The 12,020-nt window shown below is 71.6% G+C and carries 10 protein-coding genes; 4 read left to right on the forward strand and 6 right to left on the reverse strand.

From position 1 onward, the window contains the following. The first annotated feature begins 96 nt into the window (after positions 1–96). A complete protein-coding gene (locus AWX74_RS10315) occupies positions 97–1,500 on the forward strand; it encodes an acyl-CoA carboxylase subunit beta (RefSeq protein WP_091274247.1) in 1,404 nt (467 codons plus the stop codon). A 181-nt stretch (positions 1,501–1,681) separates the two neighbouring features. Here AWX74_RS10315 and AWX74_RS10320 read toward each other — a convergent pair whose 3' ends face one another. Next, on the reverse strand, positions 1,682–2,269 hold the full coding sequence (locus AWX74_RS10320) for a DUF222 domain-containing protein (protein WP_091274249.1): 588 nt from the start codon (positions 2,267–2,269) through the stop codon (positions 1,682–1,684). A 248-nt stretch (positions 2,270–2,517) separates the two neighbouring features. Here AWX74_RS10320 and AWX74_RS10325 point away from each other — a divergent pair, with 248 nt between their 5' ends. Then, a complete protein-coding gene (locus tag AWX74_RS10325; RefSeq protein ID WP_091274253.1) occupies positions 2,518–4,005 on the forward strand; it encodes an MFS transporter in 1,488 nt (495 codons plus the stop codon). 88 nt (positions 4,006–4,093) lie between these two features. On the opposite strand, the gene AWX74_RS10330 is transcribed toward AWX74_RS10325, so the two are convergent. Continuing rightward, positions 4,094–6,598, reverse strand: coding sequence for an AAA family ATPase (locus tag AWX74_RS10330; RefSeq protein WP_091274257.1), 2,505 nt, complete (start codon positions 6,596–6,598; stop codon positions 4,094–4,096). Beyond that, entirely contained in the window at positions 6,595–7,263 is a 669-nt protein-coding gene (locus AWX74_RS10335) for a hypothetical protein (protein ID WP_054565428.1), read from the reverse strand. The genes AWX74_RS10330 and AWX74_RS10335 overlap by 4 nt, the downstream gene beginning before the upstream one ends. A gap of 549 nt (positions 7,264–7,812) precedes the next feature. Here AWX74_RS10335 and AWX74_RS10340 point away from each other — a divergent pair. Next, the gene (locus AWX74_RS10340; protein WP_054564928.1) at positions 7,813–8,244 is read left to right on the forward strand and encodes a hypothetical protein; all 432 of its coding nucleotides are present in this window, start codon (positions 7,813–7,815) and stop codon (positions 8,242–8,244) included. A gap of 58 nt (positions 8,245–8,302) precedes the next feature. On the opposite strand, the gene AWX74_RS10345 is transcribed toward AWX74_RS10340, so the two are convergent. The 3 genes from AWX74_RS10345 to moaA all read right to left on the reverse strand — a co-directional run bounded on the left by AWX74_RS10345 (position 8,303) and on the right by moaA (position 10,426). Then, positions 8,303–8,617 carry a DUF6457 domain-containing protein gene (locus tag AWX74_RS10345; RefSeq protein ID WP_091274260.1) on the reverse strand — a complete coding sequence of 105 codons (315 nt, stop codon included), beginning with the start codon at positions 8,615–8,617 and terminating at the stop codon, positions 8,303–8,305. Between the two features lie 70 nt (positions 8,618–8,687). Beyond that, the gene (gene mobA / locus AWX74_RS10350) at positions 8,688–9,443 is read right to left on the reverse strand and encodes a molybdenum cofactor guanylyltransferase (protein WP_091274262.1); all 756 of its coding nucleotides are present in this window, start codon (positions 9,441–9,443) and stop codon (positions 8,688–8,690) included. Then, positions 9,440–10,426, reverse strand: coding sequence for a GTP 3',8-cyclase MoaA (moaA, locus tag AWX74_RS10355; RefSeq protein WP_091274264.1), 987 nt, complete (start codon positions 10,424–10,426; stop codon positions 9,440–9,442). Before moaA ends, mobA begins: the two co-directional genes overlap by 4 nt. A gap of 495 nt (positions 10,427–10,921) precedes the next feature. Here moaA and ppgK point away from each other — a divergent pair, with 495 nt between their 5' ends. Beyond that, a complete protein-coding gene (ppgK, locus tag AWX74_RS10360; RefSeq protein ID WP_091274271.1) occupies positions 10,922–11,749 on the forward strand; it encodes a polyphosphate--glucose phosphotransferase in 828 nt (275 codons plus the stop codon). Positions 11,750–12,020 lie beyond the last annotated feature (271 nt).

The raw sequence follows: 12,020 nt of genomic DNA on the forward strand, positions 1-12,020 counted from the left end.
CAGGCTGTAGCCGCCCTCCACAGCCCGCGGCAGCCAGGTCCATCGCTGCCATCTGCGCAGGAGCAGACTGATACCGCTCAACCTAGGAGACCTACGGTGAGTCTGTCCACCATCGATCGCACCGACCCGAGAACACCTGTCGCGCGGCTGAGCCGTTTTTTTGACCCGGATTCCCTTTCTCTGTTCGCCGCCGCCGACAGCTCGGGAGTTGTCGCCGGCCAGGGCCTTGTCGACGGAAACGAGGTCGTCGCCTTCGCGACGGACCCCACCGTCCAGGGCGGTGCGATGGGGCGGGACGGCTGCGCCCGCATCGTGCACGCGATCGAGTCGGCCGTCCGGATGCGTTGCCCCGTCATCGGGATCTGGCACTCCGGCGGAGCACGCCTCCAGGAAGGTGTGGCCTCGCTCGACGGGGTCGGCCGGGTGTTCGCGGCGACGGTCCGGGCCTCCGGTCTGGTGCCGCAGATCTCGCTGGTGCTGGGCGCCGCGGCCGGCGGCGCGGCCTACGGCCCGGCCCTGACCGACCTGGTCATCACCGGGCCCGACGCAAAGGTGTTCGTCACCGGCCCGGACGTGGTCCGCTCGGTGACCGGCGAGCAGTGCACGGCGGACAGCCTCGGCGGGCCCGAGGTGCACTCGACCCGCAGCGGTGTGGTCCACCTCGCCTGTGACTCCGACGATGCCGCCTTCGAGAAGACCCGGGCGATCACCTCGCTGCTGGCCGACCAGGGTGCCATCGGCCACGTCCCGGAGCGCGAGCTCGGTGCGCTGCTGCCGGAGAACCCGCGCCGCGCCTACGACGTCCGCCCGCTGGTGGCCGGGCTGCTCGACGACGAGGTCATCGAGCTGCACCCGAAGTGGGCCCGCAACATCGTGACGGCCCTCGGCCGCATCGGCGGGCGCACCGTCGGCGTCGTCGCGAACAACCCGTTGCGCCGCGGTGGCTGCCTCGACGCGCTGTCGGCGGAGAAGGCGTCCCGCTTCGTGCGGATGTGTGATTCCTTCGGGGTCCCGCTGGTGGTGCTCGTCGATGTTCCCGGCTACCTGCCCGGAGTGGGCCAGGAGTGGGAGGGCGTGGTCCGCCGCGGCGCGAAGCTGCTGTACGCCTTCTCCGAGTGCACCGTTCCCCGGGTCACCGTCGTGACGCGCAAGGCCTACGGCGGCGCCTACATCGCGATGAACGCCCGGTGCCTGGGCGCGACCGCCGTCTACGCCTGGCCCACGGCCCAGCTCGCGGTGATGGGAGCCGAGGCGGCGGTCGGCATCATCCACCGCCGGAAGATCGCCGAGGTTCCCGCGCAGCGCCGCTCGGATGTGGTGGCCGAGCTGGCTGAGGAGCACGTGCGCACCGTCGGTGGCGTCGACCGTGCCGTCGAGCTGGGTGTGGTGGACGCCGTCGTCACCCCGGGCGAGACCCGTGGCGCGGTCGCGACCGTGCTCGCCGAGGCGCTGGCCGCCGCCCGCACGGACAAGAACGTTCACGGCAACATCCCGCTGTAGCTCTGCGCTCGTCTCCGCCTCGCTGTCAGTCGCACCCGGTGTGCCGCTGACAGCGAGGCGGACGCATACCGGGCGCCCCCCGGCCCGGCCGGGATTCCCCGCTCTCGGCCGGCCCCGGTAGTTGGCCGCCCAGGCTCTCGGGCCCCCGCCCCCGCCGTCGCGGGGCCGACGCAGGCCGCCTTCAGGGACCGCTGGGCGCCCCCTCCGGCGGCTCCAGGCGCTCCGCGGGCGCTGAGTTCCCCGCGGGCGCTGAGTTCTTCACAGGCGTTGAGTTCTCCGCGGGCGCCGCGGGCTCCGGATGCTCGGTCTCGGTGAGACGAATCCACGTCCGCACGACGTTGCCCATCTGACGCGGGTTCATCCACAGCGCCGCGCGCGCGAAGATCGGATCCGCGTTGCGCACCAGGTCGACCCGGCCGCCCTCCGCCGCCGGCGCGATCGCCCTGACGTGCTCGAAGCTGATCGAGCCCACCCGGAACGCCTCCGCCGTCACCGGCAGGACCCGCAGCACACTCGCCACGAGCAGCGCGGCTGTCGTCGACGGATGCACGAGCCTGCACTCCCGGCGCAGCCAGGCCGCGGCCGACCTGGTGCCGTCACGCCGCCACAGCCCGCGGCGGTCGAACTCGGCGAGCAGCCGGATCCAGCAGGCATCCGTCGCGTCGACGAGCCGCCGCATGTCGGTCACGAGCACCGCCAGCTCGCCGTCCGGCAGATCGGCTGGATCCACCGCGGCCAGGTGAGCCACCTGCTCGTCGACGTCCTTCATCGCGACCTCCCGACTCCCGCACGCCCACGCGCCGCCGACAACGTCGTCTTCGAACGTATGTTCGACACTACTCGGTCGCGCACCCCAGCACCACCCCGCCTCGCCACACACAGACGGCGCCGGGTCGCCGACGTCGGGTCACCGAGCCGACGAGGCGCCCATCCGGGCCAGAGTCGTCCGCAAAATTACTTAGCATCGCGAAATAATTTGGCGGCATGGAGACGTTGACCGGAACGGAGGTGCACTGTATGAGACGCACGGTCACGTCGAGGGTGGTCCAGCGCGACACGGTCGGCGCACACGACAGCACACGGTCGCGGACCGGCACGTTCGCCGCGCTCCAGGTGCCCAACTTCCGCCTCTTCCTCGGCGGCCAGGTGGTCTCGCTGTGCGGCACCTGGATGCAGATGATCGCCCTCGGGTGGCTGGTCCTCTCGCTGGGCGCGTCGGGCACCGAGCTCGGCCTCGTCACCGCGGCCCAGTTCCTGCCCGTCCTGCTCTTCGGTGCCTACGGCGGTCTGATCGCCGACCGCTCGGACTCCCGCCGGCTGCTGATCTGCACCCAGGTCTCGCTGGCCGCGCTCGCCGCCCTGCTCGGGATCCTGGATCTGACGGGCGTGGCGCGGCTGTGGATGGTCGCGGCCCTCGCGGCGGCGATCGGACTGATCACCGCGGTGGACAACCCGACCCGGCAGAGCTTCGTCCAGGAGATGGTCGGGGCTGAGCATCTACCCAACGCGGTCACGCTGAACTCGGTGACCGTGAACGCGGCCCGGGTCGTCGGCCCGGCGATCGCCGGGCTGGTGATCAGCCTGATCGGGACCAGCGGCTGCTTTCTGCTCAACGCGGCGTCGTTCGCCGCCGTCGTCCTGGCGCTGCGCCGGATGGACGCCGGTGCGCTGGTACCCAGCAAGCCGGTAGCACGGGCGCCCGGCCAGGTGCGTTCCGGCCTCGCCTATGCGATGCGGACGACCGGGCTGCGGGTCCCTCTGATCATGATGGCGGTGGTCGGCGCACTCGCGTACGAGTTCCAGGTGGTCCTGCCGCTGGTCGCGCGCGAGACCTTCGACGGTTCCGCGGCGACCTACAGCCTGTTCACCGGCGCGATGGGCGCCGGTGCCGTGGTCGGCGGCCTGTTCGTGGCCCGGCGCCGCAGCGTCGGCATCGCCGCCCTCGCCCTGGCCTCCGGGCTGTTCGGCGTGGTACTCCTGCTCGCCGCGGCGGCTCCGACGCTGGCTCTGGAGGTAGTCGCGCTGGTCCTGGTCGGTGCGGCCAGCGTCGCCTTCATCGCGACCGGCAACGCGACCGTGCAGCTGTCGTCCGCGCCCGAGATGCGCGGCCGGGTGATGGCGCTGTGGTCCGTCGCGTTCCTGGGCTCGACGCCGGTCGGTGGACCGATCGCGGGCTGGGTGGCCCAGACCTTCGGTGCCCGTGCCGGGCTGGTGTTGGCCGGCGCCGCCGCCGTCGCCGGAGCGTTCTATGCCCTGGCCTCGCTACGCAAGGCCGCCGACCGCGCGACAGCGGCGGTGGCGTCCGAGCAGGCCCAGACGTGCCAGGTTGTGCCCGCCGGCTCCGTTCCGAACGTTCCGAACGTCTCGGACGGGCCGGACGGGCCGGACGGACCTGACGAGCCGGCGGCCAGGCCGGCCCTGGGGGTAGGGAGCGCCGGGCGTCCAGGAGCGGCCGGGCAGGTCCCGGCAGCGGGCCGCTCCGCCACCGCCCTGCAGGACGTCTGATGGCCGACGGCGCCGACGGCAGACGGCGCTGACGGCAGACCTGTGGCCATGCCCGCGTCAGCCGTCGGCACCGTTCCGCGCCGTCAGCTCAGTTCTCGGAGGGCGACGGCATCTCCGGCAGCACCTGCGGCGCGGCCTGCCGCGCCTCGCGGGCCGCCGCCTTGCCGAGCCCGGGCAGCTCCCGGGGAAGGTCCCGCTGCTGCGGCCCGCGGTGTGCCAGCGCGGCCGTGCGGTGGTAGTCCTCCACCAGGACCAGGAAGCCGGGGTCGAGGTAGCTGCTGCCGTCGATGGTCGGCCCGGCCACCCCTTCCATGATGGCCTCGATGTCCTCCCCGCTGACCGTCTTGTACTTCTCCAGGGCATGGGTCATGGCCAGCACCTCACGCCGGTTCGCGGCGAGCACGGCCTCGGTGCGTTCGTAGAGCTCGCGCAGCTTGGCCTCGACCTGCTCGCCGAAGGGCCGGTCGACATCGATGGACGCCTGCCCCAGCTGGCTCTCGATCATGACCGATCGGGAGGCCAGCGTCTCGCCCATCGCCGACGCGGAGATGTGGCCGGACACGAGCAGCGTGGCGGTGCGCAGGTCACCACCCACGCCGACGGTGTTGTCGCCGTCGAAGAACATGCGCTCGCCGACCAGGGAGGCCAGCGAGACCATCACCTGGGTCTCCATCTCCGACTTCCACATGAACATGCGGTCCTCGACCGCGACGTGCGCGACGAAGCCACCGACGCCGCCGCGCCGCTCGATGGTCGCCAGGTCGATCACCCGGCCACGCTGGGTCCGGTAGGCGACCACCGCGTGGCAGGCCTCGTGCAGGGCGATGCTGTGCCGCTCACGCGCGATGTGCTCGTGGTCGTCGGCGAGGCCGTACTCCTTGATCACTCGGGCGCGGAGCATGTCCTGCCAGGTGATGACCTCCCGGCCATCCTTGATGGCCTGCACGAGGGCCTCGTTGACCGTGTCCTTGATGGTGGCTCCGGTCGCCTCCGGGCTCATGATCGCCAGACGCTCGATCTGCTCGGGCGTCAGCTCGTGGCTCACCTTGGCCAGGTACCCCTCGAAGGTCCTGATGCGGCCTTCCTTGCTGGGGTAGCCGACCTTGTAGATGCGGTCGATACGACCGGGACGCAGCAGCGCCTCGTCCAGCGACTGGGGCATGTTCGTCGCCATCATGACCAGGATTCGGTATTTCGGCGGCGGCTTCGGGCGCATTCCGAGCGTGCGCCGGACGACCCGGTTGAGGAATCCGCGGGGCTTCTTCAGCCCGGACATCTCGGTCAGCAGCGCCTGCAGGGTTCCGTCGAAGTTCCCGCCGCCGCCACCCATTCCACCCATCACGAAGTTGTGCCGCTCGGTGTGGTCACGGGCGATTCGGGCCTGCGCGGAGGGGTCCAGATAGGAGAACCCGTTGCAGACGTCGGGCGAGTGCGGGCCCACGGGCACCCCGAACGCACTGTGCGCGGCGGAAAACGTGCCCGGCCCGCCGGAGAAGACTCCGTTCCCGCGAGTGGACGCCCCGATGGCACCGCCGAGCTTTCCACCGAACCCGGTGGCGAGCTGACCTCGGTTACCAAGGGTGTCGGCCTCGTCGAAGAAGACGATCACTCCGCCGTAACGCAGCGAAAGCTTGCGGAGCCGCCGAAACAGCGACTTCACCTTCAGAATGCCGACGCCGACGAACATCGCGGAGAAGGCGCCTGGATCAACGAAGACATAGGGTTTGCCGGTCTCGCCGGCGACCGCCTCGGCGATCAGCGTCTTACCCGTCCCAGGCGGGCCCCACAGGAGGATGCCGCCCGGGACGTAGCCGCCCCGGTCCTCGATCTCCTCGGGGCGCTCCAGGTAGAAGACGTTCTCCCGGACCCGGCTGACCACGTGGTCCTGGCCCCAGACGTCCGAGAAGCGGGTCTTGATGTCCTCCGGGAAGTAGACCTCGACGCCGCCCTTGGACAGGAACCAGAAGATCGCGACGAACTGACCGACCACGACGAGCAGCAGCAGCACGAGCTGCAGCACGTAGGGGATCGCGTCCCAGGCGGCGCCGGGAAGGCCGACCATGGCCTCGAAGACCGACTGGTCGACGATCCGCGCGTAGATGAACAGGAAGAGCGCGAAGGCCGTGACGAGCTTCAGCGCACGGCTGACCCGGAACCGGTTCCAGTCGTTGAGGCGCAGCAGCCGGCGCTCGGCGCGGCCGAAGACCTTGTCCGTCCAGAACAGGTAGTAGGCGGACGATCTTTCACCGAGGAAGATGTGGACCTGGTGGACGATCTCCAGGCCGAGCAGCGCCAGGATCCACCAGCTGGACTCCGCCTGGATGCGGAACGCGTCACCCCAGGTCATCAGCGGGTTGCCGGAGACATCCGCCGCCACCACGAACATGAACAGCGCTCCGAGCAGGAGCAGGAATTTCGCCCTGTCCCAGAACGCCGCCGGACGGCGACGCTGCCCGGTACCGGCCGGCGAGCCTCCATCGGGCTCCGACTGATCCGGCCCGTTCGGCTGCACCGGCAGCTTCGGCTGCGTCGGCTCGGTCGCACTGCCGGTGGCGGAGGATTCTGTGCCTCGCGCCCGGTCGCCTGTGCTCATGCCTTCTGCCCTCGGTCCGTCGGCTTGATCGTGAACGAGCCCGTCACCTCGCTGATCTGCACGCCGTGCTGGGCGTAGCACAACGCCGAACAGGCCAGGACGAGCTGGTAGAGCACGGTCTGGTTCTGGTCCAGCAGGCTCGTCTGGTCGATGGTCACCAGACCGGCCGCGGTCGCGACCTGGTAGATCAGATGCACGCCATGGACGCCGGCGTCCCGCGAGACCGACTCGTCCCGCAGCAGAAGGAAACTCGGCGCGAGCCGCGCGCCGTAGGGGTCGCGGCGCACCGCCTCCTCCTGCGCCGCGACCGCGTCGTCGACGGTCACGACGAAGTTGCGCAGATCATTGGTGGAGACCGAACGGGCCTCCTCCGGGAGGAGATGACGAACCTGGACGAAACCCTTCGGCAACGCGGCATCCGGAACGAACAGACTCGTCTCGTCGAACTTCTCCGACGCGTCAAGCCCGACCACCCACTCCCTCGACATGAGGGTTCGCAGCATCTCCGGGCTCACATTGCGGGCATCGATTCCGAACAGCGCGGGGCCAGGCATCTCCTGATGCGTCCAGCCGGCCGGCACTTTCAGGAACGCGCCGTCTTTTTTGTTCGTCACATACTGGTAACTAGGCGAACCACATCCGGCCGCTCCGGCCAGCAGTGCCACCACCGCGGCGATGACCAGGACGGGGCCTGACCTCAGGCGCGACCACGGCCCGCGTCTCGGCCGGGCTGGTGGCAGTGGCCGCGGCAGGTGGCCACGACTTTTAACCTCCACGGCGATCCTCCAGCCTCGCGAGGTCGATCCCATGGTGCGGCACCGGGCCATGGATCCACATTTCCCATGACAAGTGTGACTCGTTCCGGCGCAACATCACCTGGATTTCGCCGGAAAGGGTCATTGCGGATACCCTCCGCTGTCGCGGCCGACTCCTCCGTTCGCGGGCCCCGCCGGGTTCCACCCTGCGGCCCCCTCCCCGGGGGCGCCACTCGGTAACTACCCACAGTGACCGCCACGGTCGGCCCATGGCCGGCAGACCCACGGCAGCACTGGCGCAGGCCCGTGCCAGCGCGGCCAACAGCACTTCCGACGGCACTGCCTACGGCCCCGCCGACAGTCACCGACAGCCACCGACGCCAGGCGGGGCATACCGCCATGCGACGAACAGCCACCCACGTTCCGGACAGTTGCGGCCCAGGGGGCACACTGTTGGGTATGGCCCATTACCGGCGTGGCCGCAAAGTGCCCGCGTTGCCCCCGGTGCGCAGGCACATCGTCGGCGGGCTGACCGTCGTCACCGTCTTCGTCATGGTCGGCCTGGCGGCGTGGCAGCCGATCGCGGCGCTGCCCGCGCTCGCGGTGATCGCGGTCCTGGGCATTGTCGATTTCGTGCTGGTCACGACCTCACCGGCGGCGCAGAGCCTGCCGTCGGGGCCGCTGAGCGGCAAGGAGCTCGACTGGGAGTCCGGGCTGATCGAAGCCGCCCCCGGGCTGGTCGACGCCCCCACCCAGATGCTGCCGCGGCTGGCGTTCCGCTACGCCCCGGGGCCCGACGACGCCCCCGAACCCGCGGCCGAGGACGTCCACACCATGGCCATCGACATGCGGGGCTACCTGGACGAGACCGGCGCGATACGCATGCGCTGACCGCGGCACCGCCGCCGGTCACGGCACGCCGACCGCCCAGGTCCCGACACGCGGGCCGTCACGGCTCGCCATCTCCGGCACCGTCGCCGGACGGCAGCAGCGCCAGCACCGTGTCGACGGCGGCCCGGACAGCAGACGAGTCGCCGCCGGCCCGCCCGGCCGCCAGCCCCACCAGAAACGCGGTCAGCGGAGCCGCCGGCCGGGCGACACCGTGCGCCACATCGCGGGTGAGGTCGAGAACGAGCGTGGCGTCGACGCTGTCGGGCGCGAGCCCGAGCACGGAGACCACCCGGGCCGTCCACCCATCCAGGACGGCCTCGATCCCGCCGTCCTCCGGCCGCTTCGTGTTCGTGTTCGTGCTCGTGCTCGCCATCAGCCACCTCACCTGTCCGACACCGCGGCCGCCTGCCGCCTGCCTTCTACCGCTCGCCCGCGGCCGGCGCCTACTCGGGGAGCGGTCCCGGTCCCGGTCCTGGGCCCGGGTCGGGGACCGGGACCGGGCTGACGGCCCAGGCCCTGGCGACGGCGAGGGCAGCCGGATCATCGCAGTCCAGGCAGACGCGCTCGGTCGCGGCGACGGTGCGCACCGACTGGCCCGCGAGCAGCGACCGCACCGACCGGCCGGCCGGGTCGACCGGCAGTACGGCTCGCAGCGTGACGGTGCGCCAGGCGGCGGCAAGGTACTGCGGCCGCTGGGCCGGGTCACTCAGCAGCGCCACCTGCGGGCCGCCGGGGCCACCGCCGGCCGCCACCGCGTCCAGCAGGCCATGAACCTCAGCGGCGCCGAGGAACGGCAGGTCCACGGCCAGCACGACGACCCGGGTGGCCGTGACGAGCCGCAGACCGGCGGCGATCGCGGCGACCGGACCGCCGCCGGGCGGGTCCTCACGGGCCCACCTGACCGCGCGCGTGCCCGGTACCGGCGGGCGCTGCGGCCCGACGACGACCACCGTGCGGGCCGCCGCCACGGCGTCGAGCACCCGGTCCAGCAGACGGGCTCCGCCGACGCTCAGCACCGCCTTGTCGTCGCCGCCCATGCGCCGGGCCGCCCCACCCGCCAGCACGAGCGCGTCCCACGGCTCGGCGTCGCCCTGAACGCCCTGGAATCCTCGCACTCCGATGGCTCCCTGGAATCCCTGAGCTCCGAGGGCTCCCTGGGTACCGGGGGCTCCGAGGGCGCCCGGGACGGGCGCGGTCATCCGCCGATCGCGGACATCGGCCGCTGCGGCTGGCGGAAGCCGGGGGCGTCGATGCCGTGGCCGGCATGCTTGCCCCAGACCGCGTGCCGCCACCGCTGCGCCAGGTCCTCGTCGTCGGCGCCCGCACGCATCGGCCCGCGCAGATCGGACTCCTCCCGCGCGAACAGGCAGTTGCGCACCTGGCCGTCGGCGGTGAGCCGCACCCGGTCGCAGGCGGCGCAGAACGGCGCCGACACCGAGCCGATCACGCCGACGGTGCCGGGGCCACCATCAACGCTGAACCGCTCGGCCGGGGCACTGCCCCGCCCGGGCATCGGCTCCAGGGTGAACTCCGCCCGAAGCAGCTCCATGATCTCGCCGGCGGTGACCATCTCCGTGCGGCGCCAGCCGTGCTGCGCGTCGAGCGGCATCTGCTCGATGAACCTCAGCTCGTACCCCAGCCGCAGGCTCCAGCGCAGCAGGGCGGCGGCCTCGTCGTCGTTCAGGCCACGGACGAGTACCGCGTTGACCTTGACAGGAGTCAGACCGGCCTCGGACGCCGCGGCCAGGCCCGCCAGAACGTCGTCCAACCGGTCACGGCGGGTCATCCGGGCGAAACGGTCTGGGTGAAGGGTGTCCAGGGAGACGTTGACCCGGTCGAGGCCGGCGGCGGCGAGGTCGGCGGCCAGGCCACCGAGCCGCAGGCCGTTCGTCGTGAGCGAGATCTCGGGCCGGGGCGACAACGCCGACATCCGCTCGACCAGGTGCACCAGACCGGGGCGCAGCGTGGGTTCGCCGCCCGTCAGCCGGATCTCCGTGACGCCCAGGCGGGTCACCGCGATCCCGACCAGCCGCAGCACCTCGTCGTCGGTCAGCACCTCGGCGCTCGGCAGCCAGTCGAGGCCTTCGGCGGGCATGCAGTAGGCGCAACGCAGATTGCACCTGTCGGTCAGCGACACCCGCAGGTCAGTCGCGACTCGCCCGTAGGAATCGGTTAGCCGCATTTGGCCAGAGTAGGTGGGCCGCGGACCCGGCACACGCGTTGGCCCGCCACCAGCCGCGGACCGGCCACCGAACCGACCGCCGAACCGCCCGGGGGGCGCGACGACGCAGCGCGGGGAACCGACCGGCGCGAGCTGACCGTGCCACATATGAACGACCGTCACCGCCGAAAGCGCCCGTCGCTGCCACGACGCCCCGCCGGCCTGCGAAACTACAACAGGTGCCAGCAGGCCGGCCCGCTACACCGACCGGCCCGGTACCGGGCGGCCTCCGCGCCCGAGGCCCGGCCGGGTCAGCGCCGACCTCCGGCGGAGGGCACACAGAGCGACACGCCGGACGCACGGCGACACAACGACATCGCGAGACACGGTACGTCGACCTGACATACCGCGACGGGACGTACGTACAACGGACCACGAACGGCCTGCGGCGCCCCGGCGCACCGTGGGGCGCGCTGAAGCGGAACACTGCGGAGCATGACGGAGAGGACGGGGTAGATGCGGGTCTTCGGGGTCGACATCGGCGGAACCGGCATCAAGGGCGCCCCGGTTGACATCGAGGACGGAACGCTCGCCGCGCCCCGTTTCCGGATTCCCACGCCCCGTCCGGCGGACCCGGAGTCGGTGGCCCGGACCGTCGCCCAGGTGGTCGAGCACTTCGACTGGTCGGGTCCGGTCGGCGCGACCTTCCCCGCCGTGATCAAGTCCGGGGTCGCGCGCACCGCGGCGAACGTCGATCCAAGCTGGGTGGACACCGATGTGTCCGCGACGTTGTCCACCGCGCTCGGCTCGGCTCTGGGCGGCACCGAGGTCTCCGTCGTCAACGACGCCGACGCCGCCGGAGTCGCCGAGATGGCCTTCGGCGCCGGGCGCGACACGTCCGGTCTCGTCGTCATGACGACCTTCGGCACCGGCATCGGCACTGCGCTGTTCCTCCACGGGCAGCTGGTCCCCAACACCGAGCTGGGGCATCTGGAGATCCACGGCCACGACGCGGAGACGAAGGCCTCCGAGGCGGCCCGGGAGCGCGAGGACCTCTCCTGGGACAAGTGGGCCAAGCGCGTGAACCGGTATCTGGCCACGGTCGAGGCCCTGCTCTGGCCAGATCTGATCATCATCGGCGGCGGTGCGAGCAAGAAGGCCGACAAGTTCTTCGATCATCTCCAGCTGCGGACGAAGGTCGTCCCCGCGCAGCTCCAGAACGATGCGGGGATCATCGGCGCCGCCCTCGTCGCCGTCGGTGACCAGACCCGCCCGCGGCCGGTGCCACGACCGACCCGCCGCCGCGGCCCGGCGACGAGGCCCCCCGGCGGCCGGCGCCCCTGAGGCGGGCGGCGCCCCCGAGGCGGGCGGCGCCCCTCGCGCCCAACGAATCCGGCACCGAAGCCGGCGTCGAAACCGACACCGACACCACCCGAACGGGCCATCCGGAACGGGTGGCACCTCGGGCGGTGATTCGTCACACCGGCCCCGCCGACAAGCCCCCGACGTGTCCAGAACCTTCGGCGAGAGTCAGACTGTGCGTGTCGTCCGCCGCAATGCGACTGTCTGGCGCCATCAATGGCAGGCTGTCACCTACCGGGACGCATGGCGGCGA

Origin of the sequence: Parafrankia irregularis, from assembly GCF_001536285.1 — a bacterium.
Classification (GTDB): Bacteria; Actinomycetota; Actinomycetes; order Frankiales; family Frankiaceae; genus Parafrankia; species Parafrankia irregularis.